General features: G+C 62.0%; 16 protein-coding genes. 8 read left to right on the top strand and 8 right to left on the bottom strand.

The window, feature by feature from the left end; all coding sequences use genetic code 11:
* Positions 1 to 12 precede the first annotated feature (12 nt).
* A complete protein-coding gene (gene lexA, locus EV664_RS00540) occupies positions 13 to 684 on the top strand; it encodes a transcriptional repressor LexA (protein WP_133493754.1) in 672 nt (223 codons plus the stop codon).
* Here the strand turns inward: lexA and EV664_RS00535 are convergent.
* Positions 678 to 1976, bottom strand: a complete 1299-nt coding sequence (locus tag EV664_RS00535) for a ComEC/Rec2 family competence protein (protein ID WP_268237613.1) — start codon at positions 1974 to 1976, stop codon at positions 678 to 680. The two genes, lexA and EV664_RS00535, sit on opposite strands and share 7 nt — an antisense overlap.
* A gap of 8 nt (positions 1977 to 1984) precedes the next feature.
* Between EV664_RS00535 and EV664_RS00530 the strand changes: the two genes are divergently transcribed.
* Together EV664_RS00530 and EV664_RS00525 are read left to right on the top strand one after the other, a co-directional pair.
* Positions 1985 to 3757, top strand: a complete 1773-nt coding sequence (locus tag EV664_RS00530; RefSeq protein ID WP_133493752.1) for a recombinase family protein — start codon at positions 1985 to 1987, stop codon at positions 3755 to 3757.
* A 178-nt stretch (positions 3758 to 3935) separates the two neighbouring features.
* Positions 3936 to 4382, top strand: a complete 447-nt coding sequence (locus tag EV664_RS00525) for a hypothetical protein (RefSeq protein WP_133493751.1) — start codon at positions 3936 to 3938, stop codon at positions 4380 to 4382.
* A gap of 88 nt (positions 4383 to 4470) precedes the next feature.
* Here EV664_RS00525 and EV664_RS00520 read toward each other — a convergent pair whose 3' ends face one another.
* Positions 4471 to 4656: a hypothetical protein gene (locus EV664_RS00520; protein WP_133493750.1), complete on the bottom strand. Its 186-nt coding sequence runs from the start codon at positions 4654 to 4656 to the stop codon at positions 4471 to 4473.
* 314 nt (positions 4657 to 4970) lie between these two features.
* On the opposite strand from EV664_RS00520, the gene EV664_RS19710 reads away from it, so the two are divergent.
* Positions 4971 to 5180 (top strand): DUF6771 family protein, encoded by a 210-nt coding sequence (locus tag EV664_RS19710; RefSeq protein WP_308423505.1) that lies wholly within the window; start codon positions 4971 to 4973, stop codon positions 5178 to 5180.
* 326 nt (positions 5181 to 5506) lie between these two features.
* The gene (locus tag EV664_RS00510; RefSeq protein WP_133493748.1) at positions 5507 to 6169 is read left to right on the top strand and encodes a hypothetical protein; all 663 of its coding nucleotides are present in this window, start codon (positions 5507 to 5509) and stop codon (positions 6167 to 6169) included.
* Positions 6170 to 6206: 37 nt separating this feature from the next.
* Here EV664_RS00510 and EV664_RS00505 read toward each other — a convergent pair whose 3' ends face one another.
* Positions 6207 to 7211, bottom strand: a complete 1005-nt coding sequence (locus EV664_RS00505; protein WP_133493747.1) for a ComEC/Rec2 family competence protein — start codon at positions 7209 to 7211, stop codon at positions 6207 to 6209.
* Positions 7212 to 7239: 28 nt separating this feature from the next.
* Here EV664_RS00505 and gltX point away from each other — a divergent pair, with 28 nt between their 5' ends.
* The 3 genes from gltX to EV664_RS00490 are packed head-to-tail and all read left to right on the top strand — an operon-like array spanning position 7240 to position 10200.
* Entirely contained in the window at positions 7240 to 8661 is a 1422-nt protein-coding gene (gene gltX / locus EV664_RS00500; RefSeq protein WP_133493746.1) for a glutamate--tRNA ligase, read from the top strand.
* A gap of 39 nt (positions 8662 to 8700) precedes the next feature.
* On the top strand, positions 8701 to 9984 hold the full coding sequence (locus EV664_RS00495) for a citrate synthase (protein WP_133493745.1): 1284 nt from the start codon (positions 8701 to 8703) through the stop codon (positions 9982 to 9984).
* Positions 9985 to 9987: 3 nt separating this feature from the next.
* Complete coding sequence (locus tag EV664_RS00490; RefSeq protein ID WP_133493744.1) at positions 9988 to 10200, top strand: hypothetical protein; 213 nt, start codon at positions 9988 to 9990, stop codon at positions 10198 to 10200.
* Positions 10201 to 10208: 8 nt separating this feature from the next.
* Here EV664_RS00490 and EV664_RS00485 read toward each other — a convergent pair whose 3' ends face one another.
* The 5 genes from EV664_RS00485 to EV664_RS00465 are packed head-to-tail and all read right to left on the bottom strand — an operon-like array spanning position 10209 to position 15719.
* The gene (locus EV664_RS00485; protein ID WP_133493743.1) at positions 10209 to 11615 is read right to left on the bottom strand and encodes a sensor histidine kinase; all 1407 of its coding nucleotides are present in this window, start codon (positions 11613 to 11615) and stop codon (positions 10209 to 10211) included.
* On the bottom strand, positions 11612 to 12724 hold the full coding sequence (locus tag EV664_RS00480) for a hypothetical protein (RefSeq protein ID WP_133493742.1): 1113 nt from the start codon (positions 12722 to 12724) through the stop codon (positions 11612 to 11614). The genes EV664_RS00485 and EV664_RS00480 overlap by 4 nt, the downstream gene beginning before the upstream one ends.
* A 34-nt stretch (positions 12725 to 12758) precedes the next feature.
* Entirely contained in the window at positions 12759 to 13934 is a 1176-nt protein-coding gene (locus tag EV664_RS00475) for a hypothetical protein (RefSeq protein ID WP_133493741.1), read from the bottom strand.
* 31 nt (positions 13935 to 13965) lie between these two features.
* Positions 13966 to 15162 (bottom strand): exo-beta-N-acetylmuramidase NamZ family protein, encoded by a 1197-nt coding sequence (locus EV664_RS00470; RefSeq protein ID WP_133493740.1) that lies wholly within the window; start codon positions 15160 to 15162, stop codon positions 13966 to 13968.
* Positions 15159 to 15719 (bottom strand): DOMON-like domain-containing protein, encoded by a 561-nt coding sequence (locus tag EV664_RS00465; protein ID WP_133493739.1) that lies wholly within the window; start codon positions 15717 to 15719, stop codon positions 15159 to 15161. Before EV664_RS00465 ends, EV664_RS00470 begins: the two co-directional genes overlap by 4 nt.
* Positions 15720 to 15789: the final 70 nt, after the last annotated feature.

The raw sequence follows: 15789 nt of genomic DNA, 5'->3' as shown, positions 1-15789 counted from the left end.
CCGGAGGGCGCTATGCTGACCCGCAAACAGCACGAGCTGATTTGTTTCATTGCCGACCGTCTGAACGAGACGGGTGTATCGCCTTCGTTCGAAGAGATGAAGGACGCGCTTGAGCTCAAGTCGAAATCGGGCGTGCATCGCTTGATCAGCGCGCTGGAAGAGCGGGGCTTTCTGCGCCGCCTGCCCAATCGCGCCCGCGCGCTGGAAGTGATCAAGACGCCCGAACGTTCCGGGGCTGCGCGCAGTTCGGCTGCGGTGGTTTCGAAAGCAACGCCCAAGGCCAAAGCGCCCGAACCGGCGAATGATGTCGTCGAAATTCCGCTGCACGGCCGGATCGCCGCCGGCGTTCCGATCGAGGCGCTGGAGGGCGCGCAGATGCTTCCCGTGCCCGCCGCGCTGCTGGGTTCGGGCGAACATTATGCGCTGGAAGTCGCGGGCGATTCGATGGTCGATGCCGGAATATTGGACGGCGATTATGCGCTGATCCGCCGCACCGATGTCGCGCGCGACGGCGAGATCGTCGTTGCGTTGATCGAGGATCATGAGGCGACGCTCAAATATTTCCACCGCGAAGGCGCGATGGTGCGGCTCGATCCCGCCAATCGCAGCTATGATCCGCAGCGCTATGCTTCGGATCAGGTGCGTATTCAGGGACGTCTGTCGGGACTTTTGCGCCGCTACTGATCGGCTGCGGCGTTGCTCCGGGTTTCGCTCCGGTCCTGTATGGCCGGGCGATTCTTCGGTCTGGCGTTACTCGCATCGTTTCTGCGTGGTTGCCTGGGCGGCATCACGGTCGGCGGCGCTGCCCAGGGATGTTCGCCGGAACCGAGCCGGGTGGTGCGCAGGCGTGCATGGGAGAGGTTCAGCGCGACGCCGCCGGTCGACCTCAGGGTGCGCGAATCGAGCTTCAGCCAGCGCGGGCGGCACCAGCCGGGCAAGCGGCGGTCGGAAACGACGATGTCCGCCGCCCGGCAAGCAGGCTCCAGCGCCGCGCGTTCGATGAAATAGTCGCTTCGGGTGGCGAGTATCTGCCAGACGCGGTCTGCCGCGCGTTGCTGAAACATACAGCTATCCTTACCGCACCGCGCACCGGGAAGCTCGGCGATCGGGGTCAGCTCGCTTTCCACCCCGGCGCTGGCGGCAAAGGCATCGCGGATATAATCGCCCGACCGTTCGCGCAGCAACGCCATGCCGCCATCGGCCTTGCGTATCGCAAGATGTTTGCCGTCGGCGGAAATCAACATGTCTGGCGACGGCGCTGCCGATGCCCATATAGCGCCCGCCATCAGCGGCCCGACGCCCAGCCACCGCCAGCGCGTCCGCCACAGCGCGATCCACAGACCGCCAAGGATCATCGCTGCGAACGCGCCTTCGGGCATGACCGCCAGCGCCGCGACGGAGCCGGGCGCGTTCGCGGTAGCATGAGCGAGGCTCAGCAACAATCGCAACGCCGTTCCCGTCACCCACCAGAAGGGCGCGCCCAGCCCCGCCAGGTCGAAGAGCAGCGCGAGCGCCTCTGATGGCATGATGACGAAGGTGGTGAGCGGGATAGCGACGATATTCGCGCCTGCCCCGTACAATCCGGTCTTGTGAAAATGGTAGAGCGCGATCGGCATCAGCGCGGTTTCGACCACCAGCCCGGTGAGCAGCAGCGACAGCATTCCCCGCGCCGTCCTTTTCACGGCCCCCTCCTCCTGCCGCGAAAACCAGCGCCGGATTCGCGGATCTTCGTGCAGCGCGACGATCGCCACGACTGCGGCGAAGCTGAGCTGAAAGCTCGGCCCGGCGAGCGATTCGGGGAGGATCAGCAGCACGATCAGCGCTCCCGCCGCGATCAGGCGAAGCGTGATCGCCTCGCGTCCCATCGCCAGCGCGGCAAGCACCAGCAGCGCTGCGATGCACGACCGGATCGTCGGCACCTGCGCCCCGGTCATACTGTTATAGGAGTTAGAGGTTTTTAAGCCCTTCGGGGCGATGAGGGGCGATGACCTTACAAGCTACGATTTACGCACGCTTTTCGAACCAAGAACAGTCACAGGGCAGTTCTAAGACTCGCCAGTTAAAAGTGTGTAGGGAATTCCTTTCGGATCGACCGGAATGGGAGATCTCAGAAGATCGCATATTGATCGACCAAGGGTTGTCCGCATTTAGTGGCGCTAACCGACAGCCCGGTGGCCAACTCTACGAATTTGAACAACAGGCAGAGGCCGGACTGTTCAAAGCCGGTCATGTGCTCGTGGTTGAGCATATCGACCGCATCAGCCGTCAGGGGCACGATGAGGTTCTGCCCCTCGTCAAAAAGCTCACACAGGCCGGTGTCACCGTTGCCGTGGCAAGCGGTCGCCGCATCTATAACGCATATGAGCGCGTAACGCTCGGAGCGGTCATCGAGGCGGTTGTAGCCGCTGAACTCGCGCGGGAAGAAAGCGACAATAAGAGCAAGCGTCTGAAAGCTGCCCAGAACGAACGAGTGGCGGCAGCGCAGAAGAGCGCAGCAGACGGTCAGCACCTCAGTATGACGCGAACCATTCCCGCTTGGATAGACGCTGAGCGGATCAGCAAGTCTTCAGAGCGCCCTCTCTATCGGATGACGCTTAACAAGAAACGAGCATCAGTCCTCCGCGAGATATTTCAGCTTACTATCGACGGTTATGGAACACCGGCGATTGCGAAGAAGCTGAACGAACGCGGCGAACCGGTCTGGAACCATCTGGGACAGCGCAGCAACAATGGCTGGACAGTGGGCTACCTCACGAAGCTCGTGCTCAATCGAGCAGTGATGGGAGAATATCACCCGAAAAATCGACCTCGGGGCGGGAAGGAGACGAGCAAGGAAATAGTGGTCCTGAACCACTTCCCTCAAGCGATAGACCCAATCATGTTCGCGAAGGCTCATGCGGCGCGACAGTCGCGGAAGGGCACGAGTGGTGCGTGGCAGATCACTCATAACAACCTGTTCAGCGGCATCGCGAAATGCGGTGAGTGTGGAGGCAGGATGAAGCAGGAGGTGACGGTCAAAAAGGGCCAACTGCGCCGCCACAAGAACGGTCGCTATCCAGCGGGTCAGACGTTCAGCTACCTCAAATGCCATAACGCTCTGAATCGAGTTTGGGACGAAGAGCGAGATCAGCTTCGTTGCACCAATCGCAACAGTTTTCGATACGAAACGCTCGAAAGAGTGATCCTCGAATCTGCGATGAAGTTCGTTGTGGTCAACGCGGACGTTGCGTCAGACAGCCAACAACAAGCCCTTAAGATCGAAATAGCGGATAAGCAGCGATTCATTGAAGAGAAGCGGAAGCAGGTAGACAACCTCTTTCGGGCCTTCGCACAATCCGGCTCCCAGACTGCTGAGCGCATGGCGCTGGAGATGGAGAAGGAGTTGCTGGACGATCAGGCCGCTTTGCGAGAGTTGGAGAAGGGGCTGACCCAAGGGGCGGATGCCACTTCAATTGAGGAATACGAGGCCCGCTTGAAGGCGCTGCTGGAAAGCATCGAGAGCGATGATGCCGAGGAACGCAATTCGGCCCGCATCAGGGTTAAGCAGGCTCTCGGTCGTTACATTTCGCGCCTGACCTGTCACGACAATCGCATGACGTGTGTGGAATACGGGAACGCCCTGCGTAGCGTGTATGACACTGATGGTAGCCTACTCTACCAGGCCTTTATGAATGAGACGATCTATGGGCCGGACGGTGAACCCGATTGGCACCCGGTCGATGATCTAGAACTCGCTGATGAGCAGGCAGCGGACTAAGAGAGGGAGAGCAGAACCATGTTGGGGTGGTTGAAAGCGTTGTTTAAGTCGGCCCCGGATACGCGCCGTAGATGTCCTGAATGCGGGGGTGTTGAGGTGAAAACCGAGTTCGTCACGATTGTAGACAGCTGCCGCTCCTACTGCGCCAAGGGGCATAGCTGGTAAGCAGGGGGAAGCTATGGAGTTTGAGCCTGAACTCGCAGCGCTGATCGCGAGGCTTTGCGAGACGCCGCTTCTAGATCGGGGGACGGCGCACAAGTTGCACCGCGCCGCGTTTGAAGAAGCCTTTCCGAAGATGTTGCAGGGGCAGACCTTCGGACAGGCGATGGGTGGCCTCTCGATCCTAAATCAACCCGAAGACGCATTTCGTGCTGAATTGAAGTCCATCGACAATGATCTTGGTCGGCAGATTGGCATCGTCAATGATGCGCTCGATCAGTGGTTCACTAAAGGCGAAGCGCCCCCACCATATTACGCTTGGCGCATCGCAGTGATTCTGAGCAAGGCGAAGCGCAAGGACGAAGAAGGCCGCTTCCTAGCGGCATGGTGTAAGCACTTTGGCGCAACCCGTGGTAACAGATACGAGGCATTGGCTGATCGCGCGCGTAAGCTAGGTGTATATTGAACTCTCAGCGCCTGTCTAAGCGTCAGACAGAGCGAAAGCGCCCCTGACACAATCGGGGGCGCTTTGGCGTTGAGCGGGCGTCTCTGGCTTAGCAGCGGGGCAATTGAAAGCGTTCGTTGCCCACATACAGATCGAAGCAATTTCGCTTCCGCTCGCAGTAGATGCGTTCGCCTTCAAAGTCGAAAGCGAAGGCATCATCCTCAAAGTCGGGATGGAAGTCCAACGTGGACTCTACGAAGTTAGCGAGGGCGGAAAGGTAGATCTGGTTAAACATCTGCTATCTCCTTCCCGCATCGTATGCGTTACCAGAACATGGACCCAAAGCGTTTTGAGGCTTCCGGTCCAGCGGCTGGTATCCAGATCGCACAGCCTACCATCACGAGCCATGACGGCATGTTTGAATGGTCAACGAGCGAATCTGAGCGAGCCGCGATGAATGCGGATCAGCTTCTAGAGAGCATCGGCGCGGACCTGACGCCCTACGGAGTGCTCCTGTCCGAGTGAGTGCTCACAAAGAGTGAGCCCCGCCGAAACGGCGGGGCTCACCATGATCGACTCACCGCAAGCCCCCTTGCCTTCGTTCCTTATATGTTCTCATATCGCCATATGGAACGAATCGACCTCAACCACCTATCCGAAGCGATCCTGACTGCCCCCGGTTGGGCGCGCGTTGGCCTAACAGTGGCTGACGAACACATGCGGAAAGAAGCCGCATTGGAGTTGGCGCAGAGCGTCGCGAAAAGCCTGACCGAAGAGCCTCGCTTCCAAGACCGCAACCAGCTGAACCTCCCGATATGACGCATGGCGCACAATCTCAGATGGCGGCGGCTTAGCGATTTCACGAAGCGCCAAGCGAACATCAGGGCCGAGTGTTTCAACTGCCGACGATCTACGACCCTAGCCGCCGATAAGCTCGCAATGTGGTTTCGGCTCCGGTGCTGGAATGACGCAACCGAAGCGGTGAGGCAGCACCTCTATTGCGTGAAGTGCCATCGTCGTCCCGACAACCTGAGACCGAGTAGAGAGCCTCATAACGGGCCGATGATCTTTCCAGACAACGAGAGGGACTGGAAACGGATTCAACGTCGCTTGCGGGGGTAGTTCAACCGGGTCATGGTGTCGGTATGACAGCACTTAATTTCGTTCTTAGTGAAGACGCGGTTTACGTGGTTGCTGACACCCTCGTGACCTTCGAACACAAACCAGCATACTTCACAACCAAGGTGTTCACGGTTCCGCATTGGAACGGCCTAATATGCGGTAGAGGCTCGCACGGACTGATTCTAGATTGGGTGATGCAGGCGTTTGGTAGCACCCTCGCTCTCGATCTGGTTCATACGGACGAGTTCGCGCCACAGATAATGCGAGACCTCTTTGATAATCGACCTAAGGAAGAGCAGGCTAACTGCACGACTTCGATATATCACCTCGGGTTCGACACGGCTCAGGACCGCTTTGTCGGCTTCGCCTACCGATCGAAGGATGACTTCGTAAGCGAGCCGCTTGAATACGGCTTTCATCAAAAACCCGGCATCGGCATTGAAATGGAAATGCGGGAGTTTCCTAAAGACTTCGTAGCCCACATGCGACAACAGCGTGAAGAGCAAGATGCCCTTCCCCCCGAAGAGCGCGCGTTTATCGGCGGCCAAATTCTGAGCTGGATGCTTCAGCGCGTTCAGCAAGAGGACGGTCCGTCCCTCGTTCGAACTACGATACTTCCAGCGTTCGAATGGGACGATTACGGTGAAGCCTACATCGAATGCCTAGACGGACTCGCTGAACGCTAAAGTCGCAGAAAACTGCGAAAAACTCTGGTGTTGACTCCTATAATGCGCTTGTCAGCCAGGTATAGCCGATCGCGACCAGCGCTCCGAACGCTGCGGCGACCAGCGGCAGGCGAACGCGCAGCGCAAGCCCGGGGATCAGCGCCAGCAGCCGCAAGCTCAGCAATATGGTCGCTCCGACGATTGCGGTGACGTGCAGCCCGCTGATCGACAGAAGATGTGCCAGCCCCGACCGGCGCATCGCCTCCGCATCCGAATCGTCAATCGCCCCGCGATCGCCGGTCGCCAGCGTCGCCGCGATCGCCCCCGCCCCGCCCGGCACCCTCGACCGGATATGCTGGGCGATCCGCCGCCGCAAATCGCCCGCCGGAGCGATGCCGGGGCGCATCACTTTCACCGGTCCAAAGGCACGGCCCGTCGCGCCGATCCGCTGAAACCACGCCACACGCGCAAAATCATAGGCACCGGGAAGCGCAGCGGGGGGTGGCGGCATCAGCCATGCCCGCATCCCGATCAGAGCGCCGCGCGAAAGCCCCGGCGGCACGTCCTTTTCCGCCACGTTCACGCGAACGATCGCCGGCATCGGCTGCGGCGCCTGCACCGCGATCCGCACGCGCACCAGCCCCCGCGCGGGAAGCGGCTCGACTGCCCGCACCTCGCCGGTGAGCTGGACGACAGCAGGCCGGGCAAGCACCGGCGCAGCCACTCGCTCGGCACGCAGCCAGATCACGCCGCACCCCAATGCCGCCGCAACGCTGCCGATCGCGACCATCCGCGCAAATCGCCCGCCGCGTGCCGTGGCGACAGCCACCAGTGCGAGCGACAGCATCGCCAGAATGAAGCCGCCCCAGCGCGCCGGATCGGGCAGCCAGAACCATGCAGCTATTCCGAAACCGACCAGCACCGGCACCCATAAGGGCAATTGATCGCGCTCTGCCTCAAGCCAGCGCTCGACAGCGGAGCCAACGCGCCCCATATGGCGCAGCACCGTCATTTGAAGCGGCGTTTGCCCCGTGCTACGGGCGGGCGCGGCTGAACTTGCCATTGTTTTTCCAGCTTGGGAGCTCGTGCGCTTGAGCGCAACATCAGATATTGCGAACGCAAAGCCGGTCGTCACCCGTTTTGCGCCTTCACCCACCGGATTCCTTCACATCGGCGGCGCGCGTACCGCCCTGTTCAACTGGCTGTTCGCGCGGCGACACGGCGGCAAATTCCTGCTTCGGATCGAGGATACCGATCGCGCCCGTTCGACTCAGGCGGCGATCGACGCGATTCTCGACGGCATGCGCTGGCTCGGGCTCGACTGGGACGGCGAAACGGTGTTTCAGGCCGAGCGCGCCGCGCGTCATGCCGAGGTCGCGCATCAGCTGCTCGAATCGGGTCAGGCGTATAAATGCTATGCTTCGGCCGAGGAACTCGCTGCGCTTCGCGAGGAGCAGCGCGCATCGGGCAAACCGCTTCGCTATGACGGGCGCTGGCGCGACCGCGATCCCGGCGATGCGCCGGCGGGTGCTCCCTTCGTCGTCCGGCTCAAAGCCCCGCGCGAAGGCAGCATGACGATCGACGATCATGTTCAGGGCAGCGTGACCGTGCAGAATAGCGAGCTCGACGATTTCGTCCTGCTGCGTTCGGACGGCTCGCCCACCTATATGCTCGCGGTAGTGGTCGACGATCATGATATGGGCGTCACCCATGTCGTGCGCGGCGATGACCATCTGAACAATGCTTTCCGTCAGATCCCGATCATGAAGGCGATGGGCTGGGACATCCCGGAATATGCGCATGTTCCGCTGATCCACGGCCCCGACGGCGCGAAGATGTCGAAGCGGCACGGCGCGCTGGGCGTCGATGCGTATCGCGACGAAATGGGTATTCTCCCCGAAGCCCTTTGCAATTATCTGCTTCGCCTCGGCTGGGGCCATGGCGATGAGGAGATCGTCAGCCGCGAACGCGCGACCGAGCTGTTCGACCTGTCGGGCGTGGGCCGTTCGCCCGCGCGCTTCGACCTCAAAAAACTTCAGAATCTCAACGGCCATTATATTCGGGAGGCGGATGATGTCCGGCTGACGGAACTGGTCGCCCCGCGCATGGGTTTCGTCATGGATGACGAGCAACGCGACCTCATGACCCGTGCCATGCCGGTTCTGAAGACTCGCGCGGCGAATCTCGACGAGATTGCCGATGGCGCGCAATTCCTGTTCCGCACCCGCCCGCTCGACATGGACGAAGCGGCGGCGAAGCTTCTCGAAGGCGATGCGCCCGCATTGCTGGGTAAGGTGCATCAGGCGCTTGACGCGCTCGGAAACTGGGATAGTCAGTCGCTCGAAGCCGCGGTTCGCGGTGTGGCCGATGGGGCCGGTGCGAAGCTGGGCATGGTTGCCCAGCCGCTTCGCGCCGCGCTTGTCGGTCGCAAGACATCTCCGGGCATTTTCGACGTGCTCCTGCTTTTGGGTCGCGAGGAAAGCCTCGGTCGTATCGCCGATCAGGCGGCATGACCGGCCAAGGACAATGACAAAAACGAAAGGATGAACCCGATGACCGACAATGCAAAGTTCCAGGTACCTGGGAAGGACGCGGAATATCCCGTTCTCGACGGCAGCGTCGGTCCCCAGGTGGTCGACATCCGCAAATTCTATGCGGATACCGGCATGTTCACCTATGATCCGGGTTTCACCTCGACCGCGAGCTGCGATTCGGGGCTGACCTATATTGATGGCGGCGAAGGCGTTCTGCTCCATCGTGGCTATCCGATCGGCCAGCTCGCCGAACAGTCGAGCTTCATGGAAGTCGCCTATCTGCTGCTCAACAAAGAGCTGCCGAACAAGGACGAGCTGGACAAATTCATCTGGACGATCACGCGCCACACCATGGTGCATGAACAGCTCGCCACCTTCTTCCGCGGCTTCCGCCGCGACGCGCACCCCATGGCGATCATGTGCGGCGCTGTCGGCGCGATGTCGGCATTCTATCACGACTCGACCGACATCACCGATCCGCAGCAGCGGATGATCGCCAGCCACCGCCTGATCGCGAAAATGCCGACGATCGCGGCAATGGCGTATAAATATTCGATCGGTCAGCCGTTCCTCTATCCCGACAATGACCTGTCCTACACCGGCAATTTCCTGCGCATGACGTTCGGCGTGCCGGCGGAGAAATATGAAGTCGATCCGGTCGTCGAAAAGGCGCTGGACCGTATCTTCATCCTGCATGCCGATCATGAGCAGAATGCATCGACCTCGACCGTGCGGCTTGCCGGGTCTTCGGGCGCGAATCCCTTTGCGTGCATCGCGGCGGGCATCGCCTGCCTGTGGGGTCCGGCGCACGGCGGCGCGAACGAAGCAGCGCTCAACATGCTGCGCGAAATCGGTACGCCGGAACGTATCCCGGAATATATCGCCCGTGCGAAGAACAAGGACGATCCGTTCCGCCTGATGGGCTTTGGCCACCGCGTGTACAAGAATTACGATCCGCGCGCGACGGTGATGCAGCAGACCGTACGCGAAGTGTTCAAGGCGATGAACGTCAAGGACCCGGTATTCGACGTCGCGCTTCAGCTCGAAGAGATCGCGCTCAACGACGATTATTTTGTTGAGAAGAAGCTGTTCCCGAATGTCGATTTCTATTCGGGCGTCGTGCTGTCGGCGATCGGCTTCCCGACCGCAATGTTCACCGCGCTCTTCGCGCTTGCCCGTACCGTGGGCTGGGTCGCGCAGTGGAACGAAATGATCTCCGACCCCGCACAGAAGATCGGTCGTCCGCGTCAGCTCTATACCGGCCCGACGCAGCGCGATTATGTCCCGCTCGACAAGCGCTGATCGATGATCGCCCGCAGGCTGTTGCGGCTTGCGGGCGTCCTCTGCCTCCTGATCGGCCTGTTATGGGTCCTTCAGGGGCTGGGGATACTCGACTGGCCCGCGCAAAGTTTCATGATCGCACAGCGGCAATGGTCGGTGCGCGGTGCCCTGCTGATGATTGCCGGCATCGCCTTGCTGATCGTCAGTCGGAAGATGGGCCGCAGCGACACGGCTTAAATTCGATTTCAGCGACTGGTCGCCTTTGCCTGTTCGTCGGCGTCAACGGATGCAGGCAGCCAGAAAATGAACCGCGCGCCCTCGCCCGGCGCACTATCGACCACGATATCGCCGCCCATCGCCCGGGCAAGTCTGCGGGCAATGTAAAGACCAAGCCCGCTACCGCCGCTTTCGGTCGAGTCGATCCGTTCGAATTTCTCAAAAATCCGCGCCTGATCCGCCTCAGCAATGCCCTTGCCCTGATCCGCGACGATCAGGCAGGCGCGATTCGCGTCGCGGCTGGCGCGCACCCATATCGTGCCTCCTGCAGGCGAATAGCGCACCGCATTGCCGATCAGATTAACGAGGATCTGCAACACCCGCCGAAATTCGCCGATTGCGGGAAGCGATTCCCCTGAATTCGGAGTGTCGATCACGCTATCTCCCTGTTGCGCGCGCAGCTTCAGCAGTCCGGCGGCCCGGCGAGCGATATCGACAAGGTCGAGCGTCTCCGATTCGGTTTCAAAATCATCGCTCTCGATCGTCTGTAAATCGACCAGATCCTCGACCAGCCCCATCAGATGACGACCGGCACTGGCGATGTCGCCCGCATAATCGGCATATTCAGGCGACAGTTCAGCCTCGCCACCCGCACGGATGCTGTCAGCATTGGCGATGATCCGCCCGAGCGGCCCGCGAAGCGCCCGTTCCAGCCGTACGCCAAAGGCAGACCCGACGGAAACGCTCTCCGGCTGCTGCTGGGCATCGTCGTCCGGCAATTCGCATCCACGCGGCTCAATCGTCCAGCCTTCGAAGCCCCCAAACCGGCCCATCGAATCGCGGCGCGCGATCGCCGAAAGACTCACCTCGCGCCCGCTTACCCGCAGCCGGGCGGACTGATCCTGAAAGCCGCATTGTCCGGCAAGCGCGTTCAGAATCGGAAAATCGCCCGCATCATCGAAAAACAGGAAAAGATCGGTGAGTGGTTTTCCGAACATCGAATCGGCGTCGAAGCCGAACCGCGCGCCATCCTCCCGCGCGAGCGCGGTGATGCGAAGCGCAGCATCGGTTTCCCACAACCAGTCAGCGGCATCGACATCGAACCGGTGGTCCGGCGCTTCGTCATGTTCGTCCTGCCATGCCTCGCACAAGTCCCAACCGGCGACTGAAACCTGCCAGGCGTCCCCCTCCGGTTCGACATGGACGTGCAGTTCGACATCGCCCTCTTCATCCGCCGCGATGATCCGACGCGACAATCCGATCCTGAGCCGCCGGGCAAGCCGGACCAGAACGGCAAGTTGCGGCACGGCGAAAGGCCGTCCGATATCGCCACCGGCGCGACGGTTCAGCTGCTCAAGGCGCGGATCGGCATGGAGCAAACACCCCTTGGCATCCACCGTTGCCAGAGCGACCTGCGCCGCGACGCTGGTCGTCATTCGGGCCATTCTTCCTTCATTATGGTCAGCGCAGCCCGATATTGATCGTCGAGCTGGGCAGGGAGGAATAGACTCATTGCCCGTTCGCGGTCCAGACCATTGACGTCATCAATGCGGTCGGCAAGCGCTTCGACTTCGTTGCCGCCCTTTGCCTCACCGACCGCGCTCGCGATCCGCGTCAGCGCATCGCGGGGGAGGCCAAGCGCCCGCAGTGCGATCCAGAATCGTTCGGGACGATCCGCCAGAAGCAGTTCGCGAACGGTTTCATATCCGACGCCCAGCCCATGCGCGAACAGCGCCGTGAACAGCACGATTCGCCGCTCGCCCAGCGCTGCTTCGAGCAGGGGTGCAAGATCGTCCGCGCCGAAATCGATCACCCGGGCAAGCCGCATCGCGGATGCTTCGAGCCGCTCGCCCTCATCATAGGCAGCGAGCGAACGCCGCGCTGCGTCGATCAGTGCCCGGTCGAGCGCCATCATCCTGCGATCCGGGACGATACCCGCCGAACGACGCAGCGCAGCCGCGATCAGCCAGACCAGCGAACGATATTGCTCGCCGCGAAGGTCGCTGCCGCTCAACCGGTCCTTGTCGAGCGAGGCTCGCCGCCTGCCCTCCGATGCCAGCATCGCCACGGCGCACGCCGCCACCGAATGATCGTCCGACCGGGCGAGCCGCGCGGTGAGACCGACATCCTCAGGATGCGTCAGCGCCTGAGGGGGCAGTTTCGCCGCCAGAAGGTCAAGCCGGGTGCAGTCAAGAACGTCCTCCAGCAATCCGCTGTTGCGCAGCGCGCGGCTCCTGCGAAGCCGCCCGGCGAGGTCCGGCGCCTTGTTCATACGTTCCGCCAGCTCCGCATCGCCCCCCGCCGAAAGGGCGCGCACCGCATGGCGGCGAAGATCGGACTGCAATGCGGTGATGATCGCGTCGATCCGGCTGCGAACCGAAAAGCGCGCGCGATCGTCGAGCCGATGCAGGTCATCAAGCATGAGATCAGCAATCCTGTCCGCCGCGCGAGCGCGGTCGCGCAGGTCGGATGCGATCGCGATTGCGATCAGATCGGAGCCCGTATCGGGGTGCTCGTTATTGCTATCATCATGGGTCGCTGACATACGGCGAGCATATGCAACCGCGGTTAAACTTGGATTAAGCGCCCTTGCGCAGGTTTTCCACCGCCGCCGCCAGCGTCGCGAGTGCGTAGCCGAGTACGGCCGCGACGCCCGGAGCGATTGCCCCGAACAGCGCAAAGGGAAAGAACAACAGCAGGTACGAGGCGGCATTGCCGTACCATGCACGCCTGCGCACCGGCATGCGCTGCGCGATTGCCGCCACCGCGATCGCGCCGAGCGCCAGAGCAAGGACCGGCCAGCCCGCCCCTTCCAGAACCGTCACGCCTGCGGCCATGGTCAGGGCAAGCGCAGCAAGCCCGATAATCGCCCCTTCCTGCCAGCGCGCGCGCCGGTCATCGCCGCGCAGCCAGCTGAGCAATGCGCCGGTCGAGAAACAGGCGGTGCTGATAAGCGCAGCGCCCGCACCCCAGCCGGGCAGGCCATAGCCGAACAGACCAAGCGCGAGCAGCCCCGAAACGATCCCCGACAGCAGCACCGACCAGTCGGGAACGCTCTTTCGCACCAGCCAGGGCAGGACGAACCGGGTGACCGGCGTGAAGATATAGCGGTCGGCCCAGCCGATCCGCTGATTGGCGAGCGCCGCCAGCACGGCATTGCTGCGCCCGGCCAGCGCATCGGCGCTGCGCTCAACGCCGTGCCCTGCCCGGATCGCCGACATGGGCAGCGCCAGCGGACGTGCGCCATCTTGAACGCACAGGCGGAGCAGCGTCGATTGAAAATCATATTCGCGCGGCATCGCGGCGAGTTCGGCAAGCCGGTCGGCACCGATCAGCGCCATGCCCGCCCAGCAGCGCTCCGCATCGATCCGCTCGACCGCCGCAGAGACATGGTCGTCCCGGGTGACGAGCAGCGAGTCGGGCACCTGATCCGCCATGGCGAGCACCGCCACATCGGTGCTGACCAGCCCGTCGGCGACGACCAGCACATTGCTCAAAGGATGCGCCTTCGCCGCAGCTTCCTCTGCCGAACGAACGATATCGACCGGGATGTCGCGCTTCGAAATGCGGCTCACCGCGCCCAGCAGCGAGGGCGTGACCCGTCCCACCGCGACGAGGATATGCCCGGCGCCCGCCGCGATCAGCAGGCGTGCCTGATATTCGAGCAGAGTCATTCCGCCGAACGGCAATGTGGCCGCCAGCGTGTCCGAACGGTCCTCCGCGTCCTCGGTGGCGAAAATCAGCCCTGTAAGCATTTTCGGCGCTTACGGCCTCACGGGCCGACGCTCAATAGCGCATATGGGCAAGCCGGATTTCTTTCCACGCCATTTCATCGGCTTTCGCCAGATTGTCGAGATCGCCCGCAGCGCTCAGGGGATCGTCGACCCATTGGCGAAGCGCCGGGCCGCCATTGATGACATCGATCGCGAGCTTGTCGAATTCATATTCATAGGCGAAGTCGCGCCAGAGCGGATAATCGGAGTACAGGTTGCGCACTGCCCGGAACGCCGCCGCCTGCAACCGCCAGGGACGAAAGGTCTGATGGTCATAGCCCGGCCCTTCGGCATGAATGAACACGCCCGAACAAAGCTGCCCGACATGCTTGTGAAAGGTCGGTTGAAACCAGAAATCGCGCAAGGTGCAGCCGGTCAGCCATTCGGGTGCGATTGCGTGCATCTCGGCAATGACGGCGCGGGCATCGATATCGGGGGCGCCGAACGCTTCGAGCGGCCGGGTGGTGCCCCGCCCTTCCGATAAGGTCGTCCCCTCCAGCATCACCGTTCCGGCATAGGCACGCGCCATATTGACGTTCGCTGCATTCGGGCTTGGATTGATCCAGGGCCGGTCAGCCGGCCAGCCGAAGCCCGGCGCGGCCTCGGGTTGCCAGCCCGCCATTTCGACCACGCGATAATCGAGGTTGAGGCCGAAATGATCGATGAACCAATGCCCCATTTCGCCCAATGTGAGCCCGTGCCTCATCGGCATCGGCCCCGCGCCGACGAAACTCTCCCAGCCGGGGAGCAGCGTCAGCCCCTCGACCGGGCGCCCGGCGGGGTTGGGCCGGTCGAGCACCCACACGCTCTTGCCATGCTCTGCCGCCGCTTCGAGCATGTAGAGCAGCGTCGTCACATAGGTGTAGATCCGGCATCCCAGATCCTGAAGATCGATGAGGATCGTATCGAAACTCTGCATCGACTGCGCGGTCGGGCGGCGCACTTCGCCATACAGGCTGAACACCGGAACGCCGTACACCGGATCGGCGAAATCGGGCGATTCCATCATATTGTCCTGAAGGTCGCCGCGAACCCCATGCTGCGGCCCGAACACCGCGCTGATGTTCACGCCGCATGCGACCAGCGCGTCGAGCGAATGGGTGAGGTCCGCCGTCAGCGATGCAGGATGCGCAAGCAGCGCGACTCGCTGGCCCTCCAGCGGTTTGCGTAAGGCAGCGTCTTCGAGCAGGCGATCGATACCGAATTTCATGCCGCTTCAGGTGCCGCGATCCGCGCCGCAAAGCAATCGGCATGATGAAAATCGGGTGAACCCGCGGGATGGCGAAGCGCCCAATAGGATTTGGCCCCGTCTTTCGCTTCAATCACCGCAGACAGGCCGACCATCAGATCGGAGCGGCGATATTCGGGCGGCAGTTCGATCAAAGCGTGCAACTCGGCGCGCTCCGGCAATCGCCGCCATTTTCCGGCAAGCAGCGCGACGTCGTCGGCACGCGCCGTGTCCGCGCGATATCCGGAGAAGCGATAGCCCGCCCATTTGTCCGACATGGCGAGGTTGATCTCGCGATAACCCGGCGCGTCGGCACGTGCGATAAAGGCTTCGAAACAGCTGTGCCGCCACAGTTCGTCCGCGCGCGTCCATGGCCCCTCGCCCCGCGGCTCCGTGCCGGGCCAGCATATCGCATCCACCTCGCCGCGCGCGCGGAACGACAGGCTGAGGCATGCGCCCCGGCGCGGGCTGATGGTGACAGTGATGCCGGACAGCGCGCTTTGCGGCGTATCGGGATGACAGGAAAGAGCTAACTGCATGTTTACGGCGTAGAAGAAAGGACGGGCCTTCGACAAGCTCAGGCCCAGCGGGAAAAAACGGCACCTTGCC

It is taken from the genome of Stakelama pacifica, assembly GCF_004361835.1.
GTDB lineage: Bacteria > Pseudomonadota > Alphaproteobacteria > Sphingomonadales > Sphingomonadaceae > Sphingomonas > Sphingomonas pacifica.
Note: the sequence above shows the minus strand (reverse complement) of the source record. Positions and strands in the feature narration are given on the sequence as shown.

Bases quoted from the DNA above. Each gene is read 5' to 3' on its own strand.
- lexA (WP_133493754.1), top strand. From the start codon at position 13: ATGCTGACCCGCAAACAGCACGAGCTGATTTGTTTCATTGCCGACCGT.
- EV664_RS00530 (WP_133493752.1), top strand. From the start codon at position 1,985: ATGACCTTACAAGCTACGATTTACGCACGCTTTTCGAACCAAGAACAG.
- EV664_RS00525 (WP_133493751.1), top strand. From the start codon at position 3,936: ATGGAGTTTGAGCCTGAACTCGCAGCGCTGATCGCGAGGCTTTGCGAG.
- EV664_RS00520 (WP_133493750.1), bottom strand. From the start codon at position 4,656: ATGTTTAACCAGATCTACCTTTCCGCCCTCGCTAACTTCGTAGAGTCC.
- EV664_RS19710 (WP_308423505.1), top strand. From the start codon at position 4,971: ATGTTCTCATATCGCCATATGGAACGAATCGACCTCAACCACCTATCC.
- EV664_RS00510 (WP_133493748.1), top strand. From the start codon at position 5,507: ATGACAGCACTTAATTTCGTTCTTAGTGAAGACGCGGTTTACGTGGTT.
- EV664_RS00505 (WP_133493747.1), bottom strand. From the start codon at position 7,211: ATGGCAAGTTCAGCCGCGCCCGCCCGTAGCACGGGGCAAACGCCGCTT.
- EV664_RS00495 (WP_133493745.1), top strand. From the start codon at position 8,701: ATGACCGACAATGCAAAGTTCCAGGTACCTGGGAAGGACGCGGAATAT.
- EV664_RS00490 (WP_133493744.1), top strand. From the start codon at position 9,988: ATGATCGCCCGCAGGCTGTTGCGGCTTGCGGGCGTCCTCTGCCTCCTG.
- EV664_RS00485 (WP_133493743.1), bottom strand. From the start codon at position 11,615: ATGACGACCAGCGTCGCGGCGCAGGTCGCTCTGGCAACGGTGGATGCC.
- EV664_RS00480 (WP_133493742.1), bottom strand. From the start codon at position 12,724: ATGTCAGCGACCCATGATGATAGCAATAACGAGCACCCCGATACGGGC.
- EV664_RS00475 (WP_133493741.1), bottom strand. From the start codon at position 13,934: ATGCTTACAGGGCTGATTTTCGCCACCGAGGACGCGGAGGACCGTTCG.
- EV664_RS00470 (WP_133493740.1), bottom strand. From the start codon at position 15,162: ATGAAATTCGGTATCGATCGCCTGCTCGAAGACGCTGCCTTACGCAAA.
- EV664_RS00465 (WP_133493739.1), bottom strand. From the start codon at position 15,719: ATGCAGTTAGCTCTTTCCTGTCATCCCGATACGCCGCAAAGCGCGCTG.